Genomic DNA, 20,884 nt, shown 5'->3' with positions numbered 1-20,884 from the left:
TGGCGCGAGAGCAGAGATGCCCATCGGTGCTGTCGAGCTCAGGGGCGTTCGAGCAGGTCGGCGAGGAAGTCTTGGGTTTCCGCGTCCGCCGCGTAGATGACCGTGCCGGCCATTCCCCTGGTGAGGAGGACCTTGTAGATGTTCCGGATGTGCCGCTCGACCTGGAGGTCGGTGACGGACCGTTTGGTGAGCTCGGGGTCCTTGTTCCTGTCGCGGACGGTGACCAGGCGGCCGTGACGGGCGATCAGGTCGGGGCCGATGATGACGCCCGACCAGTCGTACTCGAAGCCCTGCGCGGTGTAGACACAGCCCACCTGGTCGAATCCGCCGTCGAACGTGGACCACAGCGCGCTCGGCGGGGCGTCGCCCACGGCTCGGTCGCCCTTGACGTTCCACGGGCGTGACCAGCCGTCGATCTGGACGTCGTGCACCAGGGTGTCGTCCTTGCGCGGGTTGCTCCACGGCCAGCAGAAGCCGGCCGAGACGCGCGCGGAGAAGCCCTGCCGCATCTTGTCTCTGAGCAGGGACTCCATCTCGGCGGGAGACTCCGCGAGGGTCACCTCGAAATGGTCGTCACCCGTCCAGGGCTCGGGTTCGCCCGAGGCGAGGCCGAGGAGCTTCAGGACCCACTCCTCGTACTTCTCGCTGCCGCCACAACGCCACTGGCCACTGAGATCCACATGGTGGACGCGGAGGCCGAGGCTCTCCGCGTGGCTCTTGACGGCCTCGACGGTGCCCGTCTCACCCGGCTTCACGACCTGGTGCTCGTCCAGCAGGAAGACGGGGACGCGGGCAGCGGCGATCAGCTCGTCCACCTGCGGGCGGCCGGTGCGATGCGTGGCGGGCGTGAAGCGGTTGACCGACGATTCGCGGATGCGGTGCGCCTCGTCGCAGATGAGGACGTCGAGCTCGTTCCGCTCGGCGTCCATGAAGCTGTTGAAGTATTTGAAGAGGTTCTGGACGCGCCGGTCGCCCTTGCCCACATGGCGCCGCATCGTCTGCGTGAACGAGCGGGAGCCCGTCGCGTGCATGACGGTGCGGCCCTGGCGGTTGAGCTCGCCGAGCAGGGAGAGGGCGATGACGCTCTTGCCGCTCCCGGGGCCGCCGGTCACGACGACGACCCGCTTCGAGTCCGACGTGGCGGACTTCCTGACCGCGTGCAGGACGAGTTCGAAGGCGCGGCGCTGCTCGTCGAGGAGGACGAACTGCTCCCTGTCCTTGATCTCCGCGGCGGCGAGCCGCATGAGCTGCTTGGACGGGCGGACGGCGCTGGTCAGGAGACGGTCCGCCGGACCCGCTCCCGGCTCGTCCGCGAACTGGGCGCGAAGGTAGTCGAGGAACGCGCCCCGCCGGGTCTTGGTGAAGAGCCGCGTGCGCTCGTTCTGCACGAGATCGAAGAGGTCCTCGACCTCGAGATCCGCCGCGTTGTGAAGGTACGCGACGCCGCGCACCGCCTCGGGGGCTCCGCCGAGGGCGCCCACGAAGTCGACGATGGTGTCGCAGTAGCCCTGGACCTGGAGGAGGGGATGCTCCACCTCGTGCCGGTAACCGGGCACGAGCACGAGGTTCTCGTTGTCCTCGAAGAGCTCGGCCCTGCTCCACTGCTTGAGCTCCACGACCAGGTAGAGGTCGTCGCCCGTACGCCGGTTCACGCCCGCGAGGACGACGTCGGCGCGCTTGCTCGTCCGCGGCAGCTGGTACTCGATGAGCATCTCCAGCTTGCCCAGCCCCGCCTCGACGAGGTCACGGGCCAGCACGGGAATGCTGCGCCGCCAGGACTTCTGCTCGGCACCACCCGCCGCGCGGCCGACGGTGGCCCTCAGATGGTCGTTCAAGATGCCCACGAGCTGACGTTCCAAGGGGGATCCGACCAGACTCTCGGCGGAAACCCGAAACGCCGTCACCGACCAACCCCCAGGCAGCACGAAGATCTCGTGCGGGTGGGGGCGTGTCCGTGATCAGCCGATCAGCGGAAGCCCGTCGGGCCGCAACTTGCAGTGGGCACATTACCGACGATCACTGACGACGTCAGCTCAACGGCGGAGCCACGCGTCCTGTGGCCGGTAGCGTACGGAACGTGAGGTCGTTCAACACCACCGGGCCGTGCCTGCCGGACAGGCACTACATGCTGCCCGCCGAGCCGCGGCTTCCCGAGGCGCGCGAGCTGATCGCCGACGGGAAGTTCTTCGTGGTGCACGCGCCCCGCCAGACGGGCAAGACCACCACGCTGCTCGCCCTGGCCGAAGGGTTGCGTGCCGAGGGCAGGTACGCCGCCGTGTGCGCTTCGTGCGAGAGCGCGTCGTCGATGGCGGCGGGGGACGCCACCGCTGAGGACCGTGTGCTCGCGTCGATCTCGCGGATGGCCAGGTATTCGGGACTGCCGGAGGATTGCCTGCCTCCAGAGCCATGGCCCGCGGCTCCAGCGGGGAGACGTCTGCTGGAGGGTTTGTCCGACTGGGCCCACCGGTCCCCGCGGCCCGTGGTGCTCCTGCTCGACGAGATCGACGCCCTGCGAGGGGAGCAGCTGTTCAGCGTCCTGCGGCAGTTGAGGGAGGGCCACAACTCGCGGCCGGCGCCCTTTCCGCACAGTGTGGCGCTGTGCGGACTGCGGGACGTGCGCGACTACAAGGCCGCGTCGGGTGGTGATCCGTCGCGGCTGGGCTCGTCGAGTCCGTTCAACATCAAGGTGGCCTCGCTGCGCCTCGGCGACTTCACGTTCGACCAGGTGGCGGAGCTGTACGACCAGCACAGCGAGGCGACCGGGCAGGTCTTCACCAAGGAGGCGTTGCAGCGGGCGTTCGAGGCCACCCAGGGCCAGCCGTGGCTCGTCAACGCGCTGGCCTGGGAGATCATCAGAGTGATGCGGATCGGCCCGGCCGAACCGATCACCGACGACCACATGGAACGCGCCGTCGAGCGCCTGATCGTCTCGCGCGCCACCCACCTGGACTCGCTGGTGGCCCGCCTGCACGAACCCCGGATCAAACGCATCCTGGAGCCGCTCATCGCGGGCTCGGAGGTGGCGGGGGACGAGACCTTCAACGAGGACCTCGCGTACGTGCGGGATCTGGGCCTGGTGTCACGCTCCCGGCCGCCGTACGTGGCCAACCCCATCTACCAGGAAGTGGTCCTGCGGGTCCTCGGGCAACGCACCGAAGAGCACGTCCAGGCCGATCCCCGCAGTTTCGTCACGGCTGACGGGCGCCTGGACTTCGCCCGGCTGCTCACCGAGTTCGTCGCGTTCTGGAAACTGCACGGCGAGATCCTCGCGAAAGGCGAGACCTACCACGAGGTGGCCTGCCAGCTCGTGTTCATGGGTTTCCTGCACCGGGTCATCAACGGCGGCGGGTACATCGATCGCGAGTACGGGGTCGGGCGAGGCCGCATCGACATCGTCGTCCGCCGGCCGTGCGCGCTGCCCGGCGGCGAGCGCGCCTGGCAATGGGAGGCCATCGAGCTGAAGGTCCGCCATCCCGGCCGGCCCGATCCGCTGCCCGACGGCCTGGTCCAGCTCGACGGCTACCTGGAGAGGCTGGGCCTTGACCAGGGAACGCTGGTCATCTTCGATCGCACCCCCGACGCCCCGCCGCTACCCGAGCGGACCACCATCACACAGGAGCGCACTCCCACCGGGAGATCGGTCACCTTGCTCCGCGCCTGATCAGGCACACGCCGTTCCGTGACCGGTCAGGCCGACTGGCACTGAAGCCGGTCCGGTGTCAGCACACGCCGCGCAGACGATTCAGGAACGAGGCCCACTCACGCGAGGTGAGTTCGAGAACCGGATTCGCGGGGGCCCTGGAGTCGCGCAGGGCGATGGTGCCATCGGAGCTGCTGGCGACCTCGACGCATTCGCCGTTCGGTTCGCTGTGGCTCGACTTCCGCCAGCCGCTGTAGTGCTCGGTCATGCTCTCGATCCTGCCCCGTCAGTCAGCGTCTCGGCCACCCGTCCGAGAAAGGCGACGCTGTTGGCCGGGGATAGGGAGACGTCGCGGAGGCGGTCGTAGAGGCCGGTGTATCGAGCGAGCTCGCGGCGCTGGGTGAGGACGAGGTCGGTGGTGACGGTGTCGACGACCGCCAGTGGAGGGTCGGCCGGTTCGGGAAACGTGTAGAGGGAGAACGATGCCTTGGGGAGGAATCCGCCGGGGATGGAGCGGTCGGGTCGCCGGGGGTTCGTGGCGGGCGCCTACGTGAGGAGGCGTTCGTCGTCATCATCTGCCAGGGGCAGGAATGGTCTGGATGGTTAATTGAACTGTCAAATTAACGGGAGGTTTCGTGATCTTGATTGATATCACTTTGGGTGGGTGGTGGGCTATGGCTGATAGTGACGCAATCGATGATCGGCATGGGCGGAATTCGATAATATCTGTTTGTGAATATTCTTCGCTTGACTTTTGGGGGTGGCGGATGACCCCCAGGTCATGCGAGGGTTTGTTAATGGTGTGACTGATGGGATATTCACCTTTGGGGCGGGGTGGGCATAGGGGATATCAAACGAGTAGTTATTGTTTGTTCCATGCTGAGACGGTGATATATGTGAGATATCACGCCTTTGTGGTGACGGGGTCTTTTCAGGGCGCGGGATGCGTGTCAGGGTTGCGCTTGTGCCCCTCCCACGGAGGTAGAAAGTCATGCACCGATCACCGCCATTCGGCGGATTGCTTCCACCTCTATTCGTTGGAGCGTTCAACAGCGGAGCGGGGGGTGGGCAGTGGAGGAGTTCGACGTCGTCGGCGCAGGGCTGGGGCCGTCGAATCTGAGCCTGGCGGCCCTTCTGGAGCCGCTGGACGTTCGCACACGGTTCTATGAGGCTTCGGACTCGTTCCGGTGGCACTGCGGGATCATGGTGCCGGGTGCTCAGCTGCAGGTCTCCTTCCTGAAGGACCTCGTGACGCTCGTGGACCCTAGCAACCCACTGTCATTTCTCGGCTACCTCGCGCAGGAAGGCCGGCTCTACCGGTTTCTGATCGCGCATGCCGACAGGTGTTCTCGGCAGGAGTTCGAGCGCTATTACCAATGGGCCGCCGATCAGTTGAAGAGCGTGCGGTGGGGGAGCCGGGTCGAGCGAGTCGATCTGCGTGGTCACCTGCTCGAAGTCGTGTCCCAGGGTGCTGATCCCGTGGGGACGAGAAATGTGGTTCTCGGGTCGGGGCGTAAGCCTTTCATGCCCTCTTTCGCGCAGAGGTTTCGGGGGCCGGACGTGCTGCACAGCAGTGAGCTCATCCGGGTGGCTCCTGAGGTCGGCGGGCGGGATGTGATGGTGGTCGGCGCGGGGCAGAGCGGCGCGGAGGTCGTCAATCATCTGCTGTCGGGGGACGCCATGCCCGCGTCGTTGACGTGGGTGTCGAGCCGGGTGGGGTTCCTGCCGCTGGACGATTCGCCGTTCACGAACGAGTGGTTCCACCCGGCGTACGTGGATCACTTCCACGGGTTGCCGGCGGCGCGCCGCGGGGAGTTGCTCGCGCGGCAGCGGCTGGCGAGCGACGGGGTCACCGAGTCGCTGCTACGCGACATCTACCGGCGGCTGTACGAGCTCGACGTGCTGCTGCCGTCGCGTTTCCGGCACCGGCTGCTCGCGTGCCGGCGGATGGTCGGGCTGGAGCGGGGCGAGGGCGGGCGGCTGGCGGCCGCGCTGCGGGACGACGACACCGGGACGGTCGAGGCGCACGGGGCGGATGTGGTCATCTGCTGCACGGGCTACCGGTCCGAGTTCCCGGAGTACCTGGAGCCGTTGCGCGGGCGGTTGCTGAACGGGGACGGCCGGCTCAAGGTCCGGCGGGACTACTCGCTGGAGTGGGACGGGCCCGAGGGGCTGCGGCTGTTCGTGCAGAACGCGGCCGAGGGCAGTCACGGGATCGCCGACCCGAATCTGAGCCTCTCCTCGTGGCGCAGCGCTCGGATCATCAACTCCATTCACGGACGGATCGTGTACCGGATCGAGGACGAGCAGGCGACCATCGCCTGGCGCGGCCGGGAGGTGCAGGCGCTATGACGGGTGTGCCGGAACGCATCGGCTACCGGACGCCGGAACGCTACGAGAGCGGAATGGTGATCGAGGAGGCCGCGGTGGGGGAGTGGCCGTTCAAGGCCTCGCGGTTCGAGGTGCCGCCCGGACGGACCTCGGAGCTCGACGTTCATGATGTCGCCGAGCTCTGGATGGTGCGGACCGGGACCGGGACCGTGGTCTCGGGGGAGACCCGGATCGCGGTGGGGGCCGGGGAGATGGTCTACCTCGCCGGGCGGGTGCCGCATCAGATCACGAATACGGGCGAGGAGCAGCTGCGGCTGTTCAGCGTCTGGTGGGCCGTCTCATGACCGCGGATCTGGCCGTGGTGGGCGGCGGGGTGATCGGGGCGTTCGCGGTGCGTGAGGCGTTGTCGCGGCATCCGGATTGGCGGGTGCTGCTGCTGGAGCGCGGCGGGATCGGGGCGGGGGCCACGGCCTGGTCGGCGGGGGTGAGTTTCCCGCTGGCGGCGACGGCCCGGCATCGCGAGCTCGTGGTGGCGAGCGGGGAACGGTACGCGGCGCTGCGGGATCAGGCGGCGGGGGCCTTCCTGCGGCCGGTGCGGATGATCTACGTGATGAGGGAGCGCGGGCTGGCGGCGTTCGCGGAACGGGTGGTCGGGGCCCCGCTGCGGCCGGTGACCGGTCGTGAGCGGGAGCGGGTCCATGGGGTGATGCCCGATCTGCGGGTGGAAGCCGATGAGGCGATGGTGACCCATGACGGGGAGGGTTTCGTGGTCGCGGCCCGGCCGCTGGCGGAGGCGCTCGTCGCGGAGGCCGCGTCGCGGACGGAGGTCCAGCTCGGGCAGCGCGTCGAGGAGATCCGGGGCGATGGGGGCGGGGGCTCCTACCGGCTGCGGACCGCGCAGGGGGAGTGGGGAGCGCGGCGGGTCGTGCTGGCGTGCGGGGCTTGGGCGCCGCCGGTGGACGGGCTGGCGGAGCCCTCGGGGGCGCGGCGGAAGAGGATCGCGGCGCTGCACGCCCGCCTGCCGGTCGAGCTGGACGATGCGCTGGTCTACTTCGTCGACGACGATCTCTTCCTGCTGCCGCTGGCCGCGGGGGTCGCCCTGGTGAGCTTCTACCGGGAGGAGTGGGACACCGAGCCGGACACCTGCGACGGCCGGCCCAACGCGGATGACCTGCGACAGGGGCGGGCCGCGTTGGGCCGGCGCAGTGCGACGGCCGCGGCGGCGGTCGTCGGCGGCCGGGCCTTCTGCGACCTCTACACCGACCACCGGCTGCCGGTGGTCACCACGACGCCGGCGCTGCCGGGGCTGGCCGCGGTCCGCGGCGGATCCGGGTCGGGCGTACGGCTCGCACCGGGACTGGCGGCGGCGGCGCTCGACGCGGTCACCGCGACGGCGACTGACGCGGGCGCCGCGACGGTGTCCGACGCGGTCGCTTCGGCGGCGTCCGAGGTAGTCACCCCGGCGGCGGCGTCCGGCGCAGGAACTCCGGCGTCCGATGCGGTCGGCCCGACGGTGCCCGGCGGGGCCGCCGCTCGGGCGCAGGTCCATCCCTAGTCACGAAATCCGCGGGGCGGAGGCACGCACACCGATGAGCACCAGCAAGCCGATCTTCGTCTTCTCCACTCCACCGACACCCAACGGCGACCTGCATCTCGGGCATCTGTCGGGCCCGTACCTGGGCGCGGACGCGTTCGTCCGGTTCCAGCGGATGAACGGCGCGGACGCCTGGCATCTGACCGGCAGCGACGACTACCAGAGCTACGTGGTCGACCGGGCTCGCCGAGACGGGCGCACCCCGGCCGAGACCGCCGCCAACTACAGCGCGGAGATCGCCGAGACGCTCGCGCTGATGGACATCCGGCCCGATCAGTACACGGTGACGGACGCGGCGGACGGATATCGGGAGGGGCTTCAGGCGTTCTTCTCGCGGCTGGTCGCGTCCGGGCGGGTGACGCCCACCCGGAACGAGGCGTTGTTCGACGCCGAGACCGGCGGTTACCTCTACGAGGTCGACGTCTCCGGCGGCTGCCCGACGTGCCACGCGCCCGCGGGCGGCAACATCTGCGAGGAGTGCGGCGAGCCCAACTTCTGTGTCGATCTGCTGGAGGCCCGGTCAGGCCGGTCTGAGAGCACGCCCCGGGCCGGCGGCTGCGTCCGTCACTCGGTCGCGCTGCACGAGTTCGCGGACGAGGTCGCCGAGCACCACGCGAGCGGGCGCGTTCCGGCACGGTTGAAGGACCTGGCCGAACGGCTGTTCCGCAGGGAACGCCTTGATGTGCCGATCACCCATCCGGCCGCCTGGGGCGTGCCGCCCGTCGAGACCGACGTGGACGGGCAGGTCATCTGGGTGTGGCCGGAGATGTCGTACGGCTTCCTGCACGGCATCCAGGAGCTCGGCCGGAAGCTGCGGCGGCGCGGCGACGGCTGGCGGGCGGACGCGCCGTCACCGGACTGGAAGATCGTCCACTTCTTCGGCTACGACAACAGCTTCTACCACTCGATCCTCTACCCGGTGCTCTACCGGCTGGCCCATCCGGGCTGGACGCCGGACATCGACTACCACGTCAACGAGTTCTACCTGCTGGACGGCGAGAAGTTCTCGACGAGCAGGCGGCACGCGGTCTGGGGCAAGGACGTGCTCGGCCCCGACTCCGTGGACGCCGTGCGGTTCTTCCTGTCGCGGTCGCGCCCCGAGGGGCGCCGCACCAACTTCTCGCGCCCCGCGTACGAGGCCGCCCTGCGCGACGACCTGATCGGCACCTGGCAGCACTGGCTGAACGACCTGGGCGCGCGCGTCGACAAGCTCTACGGCGGCATCCTGCCTGACCCCGGCGACGGCGACGGCGACTGGACGCCCGAGCACCACGCCTTCCAGGCCCGCCTGGGCCACCGGCTCAGCGCGATCACGGACGCGCTCGGCCCGGACGGCTTCTCCCTCAACCGGGCGGCGGCGGAGCTGCACGGCCTGGTCGAGGACGCACGCCGCTTCGCCCACGAGCAGAGCCCGATCGCCGAGAACGACCGCTGGGCCCGGCAGACGCGCACGGCGATCGTCCTGGAAGCCGCCGCGGCCAACCTGCTCGCGCACTGCTCGTCGCCCGTCATGCCCAGCTTCTCCGAACGGCTCGCGGCGGCTCTCGGCGTTCCGAAGCCGACCGGATGGCCGCAGGGACCGCCGTTCGTCCCACCGGGAACGCGGATCGAGCTCGCTCGCCAGACCTTCTTCGGCCCCCCGACCGCCGACCGGCCGCCGACCGTGGACCGGCCGCCGACCGCCGACCAGCGACCGACCATGGACCGGCCGCCGCCGACCACGGACCAGCGGCCGGGCACGGTGGGTCAGGAGTCCGGGCAGCCGCTCCTTCCCTGGCTCCGCACGCTGCTCCGCACCACCCTGCAACTCCCCGACCAGGTCCCGGTCGACGACCGGCCGCTGAACGAACTCGGCCTGGAATCGCTGCAGACCGTGGCCCTGCAGTACCAGATCCTCGACGAGCTGGGCGTCGACATCTCCGGCGAGGAACTCCTGTCCGCCGCCGACCTGAACGCACTGGCGACCCTCCTGGACGGCAAGGGAGCGGAGGCGATCCGGATATGACGACGAGCCTCGACCAGGCCACCGCGGCCGCACTCCTGGAGGAGATCGAGTCGCGGGGCCTGCGCATCACCGCCACCGGTTCGGACCTGCGCCTCCAGGGGCCGCGCGACCGCATGGACCCCGAGCTGATCGCACGCATCAAGGAAGGCAAGACCGACCTCATCGCGCACCTCGCCGCGATCGCCGAGGCCGCGGACAGGCGTTTCCCGTTGACGCAGCTCCAGCGCGTCTACCTGCTCGGCCGCGACGACATCTTCGAGATGGGGAACGTCGCCAACCACGTCTACCAGGAGATCGAGGGCCACTGGGACCTCGACCGCCTCGAAGCCGCGCTCGCCGCGGTCGTCCGGCGCCACGGCATACTGCGCACCACGTTCACCGTCGACGGCCAGATCGAGGACGACGAGACCCCGGCCGTCCGCATCCCTCGCCTCGACCTCCGGCGCCTCACCGGAACAGACCAGGAGAGCCGCCGGATCCGGCGCCGCGAGGAGCTCTCACACCGCAAGCTGCCGCTCGACCGGGCACCCCTCATCGCCGCCGACGTGACGATCCTGGCCGACGACCGGATGCTGCTGCACATCAGCAACGACGGACTCGTGATGGACGGCATCAGCGCGATGTTGTTCATGCGCGAGTGGTGGGACACCTACGACGGCCGCCCGACCACCCACGAGGCGGCTCCGTTCGAGGCGTACGTCAAGGCCGTCGAGGCCGCGCGCACCCGCCCGCCCGCCGAACGTTCGCGCGCCTACTGGTACGAACGTCTGGACGACCTGCCCGCGCATCCCGACCTGCCGCTCCGGACCGGTCCGGCCGAGATCACCGAGCCCGCGTTCGTCCCGAGGACGATCCGCCTGAACGAGGACTCCTGGCGCCGTCTCACCGAGGCCGCGGCACGGCACACGCTGACCCCCTCGGGGCTCCTCCTCGCCGCGTACGCCGAGACCCTCGCGGCCTGGGGCGCCGGATCGCACTTCACGATCACCACGACGGTCGCCGACCGGCCGCCGATCCACCCGCACATCGCCGACACGATCGGGGCCTTCTCCGACACGATGCTCGTCGAGATCGCGCTCGACGGCCACGCGACGTTCGCCGAACGGGCCGGCGCGATCCAGGCCAGGCTGCGCCGGGACCTCGACCACCGGCACTTCTCCGGCATCGAGGTGATGCGGGAGATCGGGCGGCGCTACGGTCCCGTCCAGGCGCGGATGCCGTTCACGTTCAACAGCGCGATCGGCTATCCGGGGGTGGACGGCTCGGCGTTCGAGCTGTTCGGGCCCCGCGTTCACACGGTCAGCCAGACGCCGCAGGTGTGGGTGAACGTGTTCGCGTTCGAGCAGCACGGCGGCCTGGTCGTCCAGGTGGACGGGGTGGACGAGCTCTTCCCCGAGGGCCTGCTCGACGATCTCGTCGAGGGTTACGAGACCCTGCTCCGGAGCCTCCTCGACAACGACGGCTGGACGGCGGCCCGCACGTTCGACCTGCTGCCCGCCGCCCAGCGTGCGCGCCGCGCGCAGGCGAACGACACGGCCGTCGAACCCACCGGCGAGATGTTGCCCGACGCGTTCCTCGCCCAGGCCGAACGCGCGCCGGACGCACCCGCGATCATCACCGCCGACCGGACGCTCACCTACGGCGAACTCCTCGCCCACGCGCGCCACGCCGCCGCCTGGCTCCGTGCCCACGGCGTCGAACGCGACGAACTCGTCGGCCTCGTCATGACGCGAGGCCCGGAACAGATCATCGGCATCCTGGCCACGGTCATGGCCGGAGCCGCCTACCTGCCCATCGACGCCGGACTGCCCGCGCGGCGCCAGGCGTACATGCGGGAGAACGGCCGCGTACGCCTCGTCCTCACCAACACCAACAGCGCGAACGGCTCCGGCTCCGGCGCCGAGACCCTTACCCTCGACGCCGCCGCTGCCAAGGCCGAGTCGTTCACCCTCGACGCCGCCGGATCGCCCCCGCCTGCGGCCGAGACGGCACGCCCGCACGACGCGAACCCCGACGACCTGGCGTACGTCCTCTACACGTCCGGAACGACCGGCGATCCCAAGGGCGTCATGGTCAGCCACCGGAGCGTCGTGAACGTCGTCAACGACTGCAACGCGCGGTTCGGGATCGGTCCTGGCGACCGGTTCTTCGGCATCAGCGCGTTCAACTTCGATCTCTCGGTCTACGACGTGTTCGGGGCCCTCGGCGCCGGCGCCGCGATCGTGCTGCCCGACCATGACCGCGCCATCGACGCCGCCCACTGGCTGGAGCTCTGCGCCTCCGCCCGCGTCACCGTCTGGAACTCGGTCCCGGCGATCGTCTCGCTCCTGCACGACCAGGCACGGGCCGAGCCCGCCGCGCTCGCGACGTTGCGCCTGGTGATGATGAGCGGCGACCGCATCCCGCCGACCCTGCCCGCGGCCCTCCGAGCACTCAGCTCAGGCCTGACCCTGGTCTCCCTGGGCGGGCCGACCGAGACCACGATCTGGAACATCCTGCACCCCATCGGCCCGGACGACGATGGATCGAGCAGCGTCCCGTACGGCAGGCCCAACGCGGGCAACCGCGCCTACGTCCTCGACCCCGCCACCCACCAGGACCGGCCAGACTGGATCACCGGCGAGATCTACGCCGCCGGGGTCGGCCTGGCCCGCGGCTACTGGGCCGACGACGAACGTACGGCCGAGCGCTTCACGTTCGACGAACGCCTCGGCGAGCGGCTCTACCGGACCGGCGACCTCGGCCGTTACCTCCCCACCGGCGAGATCGAGATCGTCGGGCGCGCCGACCATCAGATCAAGGTGAACGGGCACCGCATCGAGGCCGGCGAGGTCGAGACCCGGCTCACCTCGATCGACGAGGTCGGCCAGGCCGTCGTCGTCCGCCAGGAGGCGACCCGCGGCGACCGCCTCGTGGCCCACCTGACCACGGCCACCACAGCGACGGCCACCGCCGCCGCGACCACCACGATCGCGACGAGCACCGCCGAACGGCCGTCCGACGCGCACCTGACCCAGGCCCTGCGGGCGCACCTGCCCGACTACATGATCCCGTCCGCCTACGTGTGGCATGAGAGCCTGCCGCTCACCCGCAACGGCAAGGTCGACCGGGCCCGCCTGATCACGACCACCACCGCGGCTCCCACCACCGCGGCTCCCACCGCCGCCGCCACCGTCGCCCCGGCATCGGACCTGGAGAAACAGGTCACCGAGCTGTGGGCCGGAGTCCTGGAACGCCCGGACGTTCCTCCCGACCTCCCGTTCGGCGAGCTCGGCGGCGACTCGATCGCCGCGGCCACCATCGCCACCGGCGTGCGGAAGCGCTACGGGATCACCATCCCGCTGCACCGCCTCCCGGAGGTCGCCACGGTTCGCGCGATGGCCGCCTACATCGAACGGGAGGGCCACTGATGGAGTCGATCATCAACACGATCGTGTCCAGACCGCCCGGTCCCGGTCACCATCTCCGCGTCATCGGCCTGGACGGCACGGAGACGATCTCACTCCCGGACCTCTACGAGGAGGCGGGACGCCTGGCCGCCCACCTCCACGACCAAGGCGTCAGGCGTGGCGACCGCATCGGCATCCTCGCCCCCAACTGCCTGGAGTGGGTGCTCCTCGACCTCGCAGCCCTCCGCCTCGGCGCGGTCACCGCCGGATTCGAGCCCGGCAAGTTCGAGGCGACCGACGACCTGCGCACCCGCTACGACCTCAAGCTCCTCTTCACCGACCGGACGGCCAAAGAGGCCCGCCAAGAAGCGGCGGCCGCAACCGCGGCCGCCTTCCCACGCCGGCAGCCGCGACCACCAGTACCGCACTATGCGCCCGACGACGTGACGACCCTGAAGTTCACCTCCGGCAGCACCGGGCAGCCCAAAGGCCTCGCCGCGAGCGTCGGCAGCATCGACTCGTCCCTGCACGCCGTCCAGGGGATGTTCGAGCACGGCGAGGGCGACGACCTGTTCGTCTTCCTGCCGCTCTCGCTCCTCCAGCAGCGCTACTGGATCTACTCGGCGCTCCGCTTCGGCCACGACGTCACGGTCAGCACCTACGAGGCGGCCTTCCTGGCCATGCGCCAGACCCGCCCGACCGTCGTCATGGGCGTCCCCGGGTTCTACGAGAGCGCCATGAAGCACATCGGGGCACGATCCGCGACCACCGGCCGCACCCCGCACGACGAGGCACGACGGCTCTTCGGCGATCGCATCCGCTACCTCTGGACCGGCTCGGCGCCCGCCTCGGCCACCATGCTCCGCTTCTTCACGTCCCTCGGCCTCCCGATCTTTGAGGGCTACGGCCTGAACGAGACGTGCATCGTCAGCAAGAACCATCCCGGCGCCCACCGCGAAGGCAGCGTCGGCCGCGTCCTGCCCGGCAAGCACGTCCTCATCGACCCGGCGTCCGGCGCGGTCAGCGTGCGCGGCGACCACCCCGTCAACACCCGCTACGCCTACGCGCGACCTGGCGATTCCGAGCGCATGTTCGCGCCCGACGGCACCGTGCGCACCGGCGACGTCGGCCACATCGACGAGGACGGCTTCCTCTACATCCACGGCCGCGCCGACGACACGATCGTCCTCGACAACGGGCGAAAGGTGGTCGTCCGGCCGATCGAGGAGGCCATGAAGGCCAGCCCGGCCATCGCCGAATGTGTGATCTTCTGCCCCGGCCAGACCGCCCTCGTCGCCGTCGTCTCGCCCACCCAGGCGCCCCCCGACGGCGACGCCATCGCCGCGCACCTCGACCACACCAACGCCACGCTCGAACGCGACGAACGCATCACCAAGATCGTCATCGCCGATCCGCCGTTCAGCATCGACGGCGACACCCTCACCTCCCAGTACAAGCCCAAGCGCAGCCGGATCCTCGAGCTCTACCGCGCCGAGATCCACGACAGCGACAGGGGGATCCATGCCCGTACCCGCTGAGGTCGACGAGGCGGCCCGCCGCAACCTCGCGCCGCTGCTCGACCGGGACATCGCGCCCGGCGAGCTCGACCCCGACCGCGATCTCGCCGACGACTACGGGCTGACCTCCCTCAACAAGGTCCTGTTCCTGACCTCGGTGTGCGAGGACACCGGCGTCGCCCTCTCCCGCTTCACCGAACGCGACGTGGCCCGCATGCGTACGCTCCGCGATGTCACCGATCTCCTCGCAAGCCACGCCGAAAGCGAGCCCGCCCGATGACCGACACCCCCAAGGCCGCCGCCGCCCAGAGCTGGCGCGAACTCGCGCCCGCCACGCTGGAGAACGAGCACGTCCTGCTCCGCCCGGTCGAGCCGTCCGACCGCGCCGCGATCCACAAGATCGCGATGGACTCGCACATCTGGCGCTACTTCGTCAGCCGCGTCGAGACCGACGCCGACTTCGAGGCGTTCTTCGACGCGACCCTCGCCGACCACGCCGCGGGCCGCCGCGCGGTCTTCGTCATCACCGACAAACGTTCCGGCCGCGTCGCCGGGAGCATGAGCTTCGGCAACCTGGCCGAGGCGGACCGGCGCATCGAGATCGGCTGGTCCTGGCTGGGCGGTGAGTTCCGTGGCCAGGGCGTCAACCGGTGGGCCAAGTACCTCCTCATGCGGCACGCCTTCGAGACGCTCGGCGCCGAACGGGTCGAGTTCAAGACCGATGTGCTCAACGAGCAGGCACGTCGCGGCCTGCGCAACATCGGCGCCACCGAGGAGGGCGTGCTCCGCAGCTTCAACCCGATGCCCGGCGGGCGCCGCCGCGACGCCATCTTCTACAGCGTCCTCCGCGCGGAATGGCCGCACGTGAAGGAGCAGCTGGAGAACCACCCGAAGGTGCGCCAGTGACCCGAGCCCCCACCGGCCGCCCGACCGTCCCGGGAAGCCCGAACGTCCCGGACATGCCGGAAGGCTCCGACGTGCCGGGAAGCCCGAACGTCGCGGGCGCGCCGGGCGTCCAGCGCGCGCCAGACAGGCCGAGCGTTCCAGGCATCCCGGGCATCCCGGGTGACTCGAGTGTTCCGGGGCGCCCGGACGTCGCGGACGGCCTGGACGTTCCGCACGTCCGTCTGGCCGGGGACCCCGCCGAGATCGGCCGCCGGCACGGCGCCGCTCGCGCGCCCCAGCTTCGCGCGTTCCTGGACGACGGGCTCGCCAGGCTCAACCACCTCCGTCCCGCCAACGCCGCCCCGTTCACGCTCGACGACCTCGGCCCCACGATCACCGCCCACCGCGAGGCCGTCGAGGGCCAGACCCCCGACCTCGCCGCCGAGATCCGCGGTCTCGCCGAGGGCGCCGGGCTCACCGCAGACGAGGCGATGCTCCTCCAGATCCGCCGCGAGGTCATGGGCTACAGCCGCATTCCCACCCGCGGCGACTGCACGACGTACGCCCGCGCCGGGGAGGTCGTCGCCCAGACCGTCGACCTGAACGGCGACCTGGACGACCAGATCGCGGTCCTGGAGATCACGCCGGCCGGGTCCGCCCGCCGCTCGCTGATCCTCAGCTTCGCGGGCCTCCTCGGCTATCTCGGCATGAACTCCGCCGGCCTGGCCATCGGCCTCAACCTTCTCCTCGGCGGGACCTGGCGCCCCGGGCTCCCGCCCTACCTGGCGATCCGCCACCTCCTCGACAACGCCGCGAGCGTCGACGAGGCGCTCACGATCCTCGCCGGGCTCGAGCTGTCCAGCTCCCGCAGCCTCACCCTCTGCTCGCCCGGCAAGGCCGCGTACGTCGAGATCCTCGACGACCGGACGCGCGTCACCGAGGCGCCGTGGACCGTCCACACCAACCACTACCTGCATCCCGATCTCGCCCCGGACGACGAGATCAACGTCTTCGCCCGCAACTCCTCGCAACGCCGCCTGGACGCCTGCGCCGAACGCCTCACGGCCCTCCCGCCGTCCGCCGCCCCCGAGGAGCACTTCGCCCTCCTCTCCGCGCCGCCCATCTGCGTTCCGGACGACGGCGACATCCGCCTGGAACGCACCGTCGCCGCCGTCGTCATGCGTCCTGACCAGGGACGGATGTACGTCCGGCCAGGCGATCCGTCCCACCCCGGAACGCGGACCCACACGTTCGCGCTCGACTAGGAGGGAGAGCGAGCCGTGAGTGCCGAATCGGCCCTTGAGCCGCCGCTGCCGGCGCCGACGCCCCTCGACGAGGTGGAACGGGATCTGCTCAAGGCCCGGACGCTGGTCGAGTCGGCCATGTCCGAACACCGCCGCAGGCTCGCGGCGGCCACCGTGGCCTCGACGGCCGTCACCGAGACCTCGGTCGCCGTCACCGAGGCCGCGGACGGTGACGACCCCGCGGCCGGAGCGCCGCGCACCCTGGCGGAGTCGGCCCGCGAGGAACTCGTCCTGGTCATGGCGGGCGGTGACTGGGCCGCCGAGGTGATGCCCGCGCTGCCCGACCTGATCAGAGCGGGTGTCGCGGTACGGATGTTGTGCGCCAGGGAGGCGCTCCGAGTTCCCTGGGGGATACGCCTCCTCGGCAAGGCGCAGGCCGCGGGTGTTCAGGTCCGGGTGGCCGAGACGGCCCTCCAGGAGCTCATGCTCGTGGACGAGCGCGCGGCGGCCGTCCGCACCGGCCCGCACGCCCTCGTCATCCGTTCACCTGCCATGCTGCGCGCGCTGCGCGGGCTCTTCTCCGGCGCCTGGGAGTCGGCCGTCCCCGTCGCCGACCGGCCGCGACCGCCTGAAGACGAGGACGGCTGGGACGGCCTCCAGCAGCGCATCCTCACCCTCCTCGGCGCCGGCTACAAGGACGACGCGGCGGCCCGCCAGCTCGGCCTCTCGGTGCGCACCTACCGCCGCCACGTCGCGGAGATCATGCGCGACGTCGGCGCCGCCTCCCGCTTCCAGGCGGGCGCGCGAGCCGCCGAACTCGGCCTGCTCCCACGCGCCTAGACCCCGCCGGACCGGAGCTCACCCGTCTCCACCACGTCCGTCTCCACCACGTCCGTCTCCACCACGTCCGTCTCCACCACGTTCGTCTACGCCACGTCCGTCTCCACCAGGACGCCTCGCCCTCGATCGTCCGCGGTATCAGCGGTCCAGGGGGCAGCGACTCGCCGTTATCCGAGTATGCCGCCGTCGATCTGGAAGACCGCGCCGGTGACGTAGGCGGCGCGGTCGGAGGCCAGGAAGGCCACCAGATCGGCGACCTCCTCGGGCTGTCCCATCCGGCCGAGCGGGATGCGGGCCAGCGCCTGCTCGCGCACCGGGCCCGGCAGCTCCGCCGTCATTCCGGTCTCGATGAAGCCCGGCGCGACGGCGTTCGCACGGATCCCGTACCGGCCGACCTCCTTGGCCAGCGAGCGGGTGAAGCCGATGATCCCCGCCTTGGACGCGGCGTAGTTGGTCTGCATCGCGTTGCCCTGAACGCCCGCCGCCGACGACAGCGTGATGACGGTGCCGACCCTGCGTTTGATCATGTCGAAGACCGCCGCCCGGCACACGTTGTAGGTGCCGTGCAGGTTGACGTCGAGCACCTGCCGCCAGTCGTCCCCGCCCATCATCGCCAGCGGCTTGTCCCGGACGATCCCGGCCGAGGTGACCACGGTGCCGATGGGGCCCAGTTCCTCGCGCACGGCCTTGAGCAGTTCCGCGACGGCGTCCGGGTCGGTGACGTCGGCCTGCCGCGACATCACCCGGACGCCCGACTCCAGGGCCCTCTTCTCGACCTCGCGCGCGGCCTCCGGGCTGGAACGGTGGCAGAACGCCACGTCGAAGCCGTCCTCCGCGAGCCGTTGCACGATCGCCGCCCCGATGCCCCGGGAACCGCCGCTGACCAGCGCCACTCGTTCGTTCATCACGTTCCCTCTCCCGCTCCCGCAAGCCTCAGCAGGACGCACCCGGCCACGCCGTCCCGGTCCGTCGCCGTCACCAGCGCCGTCCGCCCGGCTCCGGCGTCGCCGAAAGCCAGCACCGCGGCGATCCCGAACGCCGACGACGCGGCGAAGGTGTCGCCCACGAGGTCGGTGACGTTCAGCCGCCGCTCGCCGAGGCCGCCGACCACCTCGTCCTCGCCGTCGCCGCCCGACCCGACCGCCAGCCAGAGGTCCTCGACCGTCTCGCCGGAGGTGGTGAACGCCCGGTGGACGCACCGTTCGAGCGCGTCCGCGGCCTGGTCGTCATCAGGGGACACGGTGAACTCCAGCGCCAGGACCTCCGCGACGCCGCCGCCCCCGGCTCGTTCGAGGCGGAACATCGCACAGCCTTCGCCCAGTGGCGAGCCGTTCTCCAGCCACGACCGTTCGGCCGAGTACTCCTCGACGGCCCCGCACAGCACGGCCCCGGAGGCGCGTCCGGAGCGCAGCAGCCGGCGCGCGTAGTTGAGTGCGAGCAATCCTGTCGCGCGCCCGCCCGAGATCGTCGCGTTCGGGCCCTTCAACGTGTGCCAGATGCCGCACTGGGCGGCCGCGCAGTTCAGCACCGCGTTGGGGAAGCGGCCCGCGTCCACGTAGAACGGCTTGTCCTCGGTCAGGGTGGCGCGGGCGAAGTCCATGCTGCTCTTCACGCTGCCGACGTTCGTGCCGAGGACGAGCGCGGTCTCCTCGCCCAGGCCGGGGACCAGCGACCGCGTGGTGGCGACGGCGAGCGCGGTCACCCGGTCCATCGTGCGCGTGCCCTTCCGGCCCAGGACCTCGCGCGCGTCGAAGTCCGGCACGGCCCAGGTCGCGGGCCTCCGCCCGGCCCGTACGCCCGCAGCGAAGTCCGCCCCGCCGAGGCCGAACGGGGAGATCGCCGACCAGCCGGAGATCGTGGTCGCGGTGGTGGTCATGACGACGCGGCCTCCTCGTACCGGCCGAGGATCAGGACCGCGTTGTTGCCGCCGAACGCCAGCGCGTTGTTCTGCACGACCCGCAGGTCGGCGGTGACGGCGTGGTTGGGCACGCAGTCCAGGCCACATTCGGGGTCGGTCTCGACATGGTTGACGGTCGGCGGGATGAACCCCTCGGTCAGCGCGACCACGCAGCCGATCGCGGCCAGGGCGCTCGCCGCGCCGAGGGTGTGGCCGAGCATCGACTTCATCGAGACCGTGCGCGGCGGGCTCTCGGCGCCGAAGACCTGCTTGACGGCCCGGGCCTCGGCGACGTCGTTCGCCTTGGTCGCCGTGCCGTGCGCGGAGATGAAGTCGACCTCCTCCGGCTTGACGGCCGCGTCCTTCAAGGCCAGCCGCATGCAGCGGGCGACGCTGTCGGAGTCGGGCGCGACGGGATGGGCGGCATCGCAGTTCAGCCCGTACCCGAGCACCTCGGCGAGGATCCGTGCGCCCCGGGCCCGCGCCGCGTCCAGACCCTCCAGGAGCAGCACGCCGGAACCCTCGCCGGTCAGCATCCCCCGGCGCCCGCGGTCGAACGGGCGGCACGCGTCCGGCGCCATCGCGCCGAGCCGGTAGAAGCCCGCGAACGTCTTGCGGCACAGCGCGTCGGCGCCCCCGCACAACGCGAAGTCGGCCTCGCCCGCCCGGACGACGTCGTAGCCGTACCCGATCGCGTAGTTGCCCGCCGCGCACGCCGTCGGGACGGTGACCGCCTCGACGTCGGTGAGCCCGAGGTCGCGGGCGATCGAGGCCGAAAGCCTTCCCGCGTTGATCCGCCGGACGACCGCCGGGTCCATCGCGCCCGGCCCGTTCGCCAGCTCCTGCCGGACGAGCACGTCGATGTCGCGTGACTCGCCCATCGTGGAGCCGATGGCGACGAGCCCGCGCCGTTCGCGCAGCTCAGGGCGCCCCGCGTGCTCGACGGCCAGCCGCGCCGCCGCCACGGCGAACGCGCTCGCGCGGCCCGCCTCCGGCGGCTCCTCGAAGTCGCGCACCTCGCAGGCGATGTCGTGCTCGAACCCCGTCGTGTCGAACCCCTGGACGGGCGCTGCGCCGTTCCGGCCGGACCGCAGCCCGCCGGTGAACGCCTCCACGCCGATGCCGATGGGCGACACCGCGCCCATGCCCGTGACGACGACGCGGCCGGTCATGACGCCGGCTCGGTCGCCCGCTCCCATCCCGCGACCTCGGCCACCACGGCGTACACACCGTTCAGGTTGACCATGCGGATCAGTTCGCTCTCGTCGATGACGACGCCGTACTCCTTCTCGAGCAGCGCCAGGATCTCGATGGAGCCCATCGAGTCGGCGTCGTGGTCCTCCTTGAACAGGCTCTCGTCGGTGAGCTCGTCCGGGTCGATCTCGAGGATCTCGCACACGATGTCCCGCATCTTCGCCATGCGGTCGTCAGCGGCAGTGGTCATGGCTGAAACGTAGGCATGGTCGTGGCGCCCGCCAACGGGTGCTTGCCACTACCTGCCACCTTCTTCAGCTTCCTGCCACGGCCCCGAACAGGCCTGTC

General features: G+C 70.7%; 18 protein-coding genes. 11 read left to right on the top strand and 7 right to left on the bottom strand.

Features of this window, described 5'->3' with window-relative positions; all coding sequences use genetic code 11:
* Window positions 1–38 precede the first annotated feature (38 nt).
* Complete coding sequence (locus tag ABZ810_RS38715) at window positions 39–1,844, bottom strand: DUF2075 domain-containing protein (protein ID WP_358411889.1); 1,806 nt, start codon at window positions 1,842–1,844, stop codon at window positions 39–41.
* 233 nt (window positions 1,845–2,077) lie between these two features.
* Between ABZ810_RS38715 and ABZ810_RS38710 the strand changes: the two genes are divergently transcribed.
* Window positions 2,078–3,661: an ATP-binding protein gene (locus ABZ810_RS38710; RefSeq protein ID WP_358411888.1), complete on the top strand. Its 1,584-nt coding sequence runs from the start codon at window positions 2,078–2,080 to the stop codon at window positions 3,659–3,661.
* Between the two features lie 58 nt (window positions 3,662–3,719).
* Here ABZ810_RS38710 and ABZ810_RS38705 read toward each other — a convergent pair whose 3' ends face one another.
* On the bottom strand, window positions 3,720–3,908 hold the full coding sequence (locus tag ABZ810_RS38705) for a DUF397 domain-containing protein (RefSeq protein WP_358411887.1): 189 nt from the start codon (window positions 3,906–3,908) through the stop codon (window positions 3,720–3,722).
* On the bottom strand, window positions 3,905–4,150 hold the full coding sequence (locus tag ABZ810_RS38700; protein ID WP_358411985.1) for a Scr1 family TA system antitoxin-like transcriptional regulator: 246 nt from the start codon (window positions 4,148–4,150) through the stop codon (window positions 3,905–3,907). Before ABZ810_RS38700 ends, ABZ810_RS38705 begins: the two co-directional genes overlap by 4 nt.
* Window positions 4,151–4,711: 561 nt before the next feature.
* Here ABZ810_RS38700 and ABZ810_RS38695 point away from each other — a divergent pair.
* From ABZ810_RS38695 to ABZ810_RS38650, 10 genes are read left to right on the top strand one after another with little or no spacing between them, the layout of a single operon-like run.
* The gene (locus tag ABZ810_RS38695; RefSeq protein WP_358411886.1) at window positions 4,712–5,992 is read left to right on the top strand and encodes a SidA/IucD/PvdA family monooxygenase; all 1,281 of its coding nucleotides are present in this window, start codon (window positions 4,712–4,714) and stop codon (window positions 5,990–5,992) included.
* Window positions 5,989–6,315, top strand: a complete 327-nt coding sequence (locus tag ABZ810_RS38690) for a cupin domain-containing protein (protein WP_358411885.1) — start codon at window positions 5,989–5,991, stop codon at window positions 6,313–6,315. Before ABZ810_RS38695 ends, ABZ810_RS38690 begins: the two co-directional genes overlap by 4 nt.
* Window positions 6,312–7,526, top strand: a complete 1,215-nt coding sequence (locus tag ABZ810_RS38685) for an FAD-binding oxidoreductase (protein WP_358411884.1) — start codon at window positions 6,312–6,314, stop codon at window positions 7,524–7,526. Before ABZ810_RS38690 ends, ABZ810_RS38685 begins: the two co-directional genes overlap by 4 nt.
* A gap of 34 nt (window positions 7,527–7,560) precedes the next feature.
* Window positions 7,561–9,570 carry a class I tRNA ligase family protein gene (locus tag ABZ810_RS38680; protein ID WP_358411883.1) on the top strand — a complete coding sequence of 670 codons (2,010 nt, stop codon included), beginning with the start codon at window positions 7,561–7,563 and terminating at the stop codon, window positions 9,568–9,570.
* On the top strand, window positions 9,567–12,980 hold the full coding sequence (locus ABZ810_RS38675) for an amino acid adenylation domain-containing protein (RefSeq protein WP_358411882.1): 3,414 nt from the start codon (window positions 9,567–9,569) through the stop codon (window positions 12,978–12,980). The genes ABZ810_RS38680 and ABZ810_RS38675 overlap by 4 nt, the downstream gene beginning before the upstream one ends.
* On the top strand, window positions 12,980–14,497 hold the full coding sequence (locus ABZ810_RS38670) for an AMP-binding protein (protein ID WP_358411881.1): 1,518 nt from the start codon (window positions 12,980–12,982) through the stop codon (window positions 14,495–14,497). The genes ABZ810_RS38675 and ABZ810_RS38670 overlap by 1 nt, the downstream gene beginning before the upstream one ends.
* Complete coding sequence (locus ABZ810_RS38665; protein ID WP_358411880.1) at window positions 14,481–14,756, top strand: phosphopantetheine-binding protein; 276 nt, start codon at window positions 14,481–14,483, stop codon at window positions 14,754–14,756. Before ABZ810_RS38670 ends, ABZ810_RS38665 begins: the two co-directional genes overlap by 17 nt.
* On the top strand, window positions 14,753–15,382 hold the full coding sequence (locus tag ABZ810_RS38660; RefSeq protein WP_358411879.1) for a GNAT family protein: 630 nt from the start codon (window positions 14,753–14,755) through the stop codon (window positions 15,380–15,382). Before ABZ810_RS38665 ends, ABZ810_RS38660 begins: the two co-directional genes overlap by 4 nt.
* The gene (locus ABZ810_RS38655) at window positions 15,379–16,626 is read left to right on the top strand and encodes a C45 family autoproteolytic acyltransferase/hydolase (protein ID WP_358411878.1); all 1,248 of its coding nucleotides are present in this window, start codon (window positions 15,379–15,381) and stop codon (window positions 16,624–16,626) included. The genes ABZ810_RS38660 and ABZ810_RS38655 overlap by 4 nt, the downstream gene beginning before the upstream one ends.
* Window positions 16,627–16,641: 15 nt before the next feature.
* Window positions 16,642–17,445, top strand: coding sequence for a helix-turn-helix transcriptional regulator (locus tag ABZ810_RS38650; protein WP_358411877.1), 804 nt, complete (start codon window positions 16,642–16,644; stop codon window positions 17,443–17,445).
* A gap of 167 nt (window positions 17,446–17,612) precedes the next feature.
* On the opposite strand, the gene fabG is transcribed toward ABZ810_RS38650, so the two are convergent.
* The 4 genes from fabG to ABZ810_RS38630 are packed head-to-tail and all read right to left on the bottom strand — an operon-like array spanning window position 17,613 to window position 20,786.
* A complete protein-coding gene (gene fabG, locus ABZ810_RS38645) occupies window positions 17,613–18,350 on the bottom strand; it encodes a 3-oxoacyl-[acyl-carrier-protein] reductase (RefSeq protein ID WP_358411876.1) in 738 nt (245 codons plus the stop codon).
* Window positions 18,350–19,321 (bottom strand): beta-ketoacyl synthase N-terminal-like domain-containing protein, encoded by a 972-nt coding sequence (locus ABZ810_RS38640; protein ID WP_358411875.1) that lies wholly within the window; start codon window positions 19,319–19,321, stop codon window positions 18,350–18,352. The genes fabG and ABZ810_RS38640 overlap by 1 nt, the downstream gene beginning before the upstream one ends.
* Window positions 19,318–20,541 (bottom strand): beta-ketoacyl-[acyl-carrier-protein] synthase family protein, encoded by a 1,224-nt coding sequence (locus ABZ810_RS38635; protein WP_358411874.1) that lies wholly within the window; start codon window positions 20,539–20,541, stop codon window positions 19,318–19,320. The genes ABZ810_RS38640 and ABZ810_RS38635 overlap by 4 nt, the downstream gene beginning before the upstream one ends.
* Window positions 20,511–20,786 carry an acyl carrier protein gene (locus ABZ810_RS38630; RefSeq protein WP_358411873.1) on the bottom strand — a complete coding sequence of 92 codons (276 nt, stop codon included), beginning with the start codon at window positions 20,784–20,786 and terminating at the stop codon, window positions 20,511–20,513. The genes ABZ810_RS38635 and ABZ810_RS38630 overlap by 31 nt, the downstream gene beginning before the upstream one ends.
* Window positions 20,787–20,884 lie beyond the last annotated feature (98 nt).

The organism is Spirillospora sp. NPDC047279, from assembly GCF_040643285.1.
In the GTDB taxonomy this organism is placed as follows: domain Bacteria; phylum Actinomycetota; class Actinomycetes; order Streptosporangiales; family Streptosporangiaceae; genus Spirillospora.
This window is presented reverse-complemented; position numbering and strand designations above follow the sequence as displayed.

Excerpts from the sequence above, each read along its gene's own strand:
- ABZ810_RS38705 (WP_358411887.1), bottom strand. The coding sequence starts at position 3,908 with ATGACCGAGCACTACAGCGGCTGGCGGAAGTCGAGCCACAGCGAACCG.
- ABZ810_RS38690 (WP_358411885.1), top strand. The coding sequence starts at position 5,989 with ATGACGGGTGTGCCGGAACGCATCGGCTACCGGACGCCGGAACGCTAC.
- ABZ810_RS38685 (WP_358411884.1), top strand. The coding sequence starts at position 6,312 with ATGACCGCGGATCTGGCCGTGGTGGGCGGCGGGGTGATCGGGGCGTTC.
- ABZ810_RS38680 (WP_358411883.1), top strand. The coding sequence starts at position 7,561 with ATGAGCACCAGCAAGCCGATCTTCGTCTTCTCCACTCCACCGACACCC.
- ABZ810_RS38675 (WP_358411882.1), top strand. The coding sequence starts at position 9,567 with ATGACGACGAGCCTCGACCAGGCCACCGCGGCCGCACTCCTGGAGGAG.
- ABZ810_RS38670 (WP_358411881.1), top strand. The coding sequence starts at position 12,980 with ATGGAGTCGATCATCAACACGATCGTGTCCAGACCGCCCGGTCCCGGT.
- ABZ810_RS38665 (WP_358411880.1), top strand. The coding sequence starts at position 14,481 with ATGCCCGTACCCGCTGAGGTCGACGAGGCGGCCCGCCGCAACCTCGCG.
- ABZ810_RS38660 (WP_358411879.1), top strand. The coding sequence starts at position 14,753 with ATGACCGACACCCCCAAGGCCGCCGCCGCCCAGAGCTGGCGCGAACTC.
- fabG (WP_358411876.1), bottom strand. The coding sequence starts at position 18,350 with ATGAACGAACGAGTGGCGCTGGTCAGCGGCGGTTCCCGGGGCATCGGG.
- ABZ810_RS38640 (WP_358411875.1), bottom strand. The coding sequence starts at position 19,321 with ATGACCACCACCGCGACCACGATCTCCGGCTGGTCGGCGATCTCCCCG.
- ABZ810_RS38635 (WP_358411874.1), bottom strand. The coding sequence starts at position 20,541 with ATGGGAGCGGGCGACCGAGCCGGCGTCATGACCGGCCGCGTCGTCGTC.
- ABZ810_RS38630 (WP_358411873.1), bottom strand. The coding sequence starts at position 20,786 with ATGACCACTGCCGCTGACGACCGCATGGCGAAGATGCGGGACATCGTG.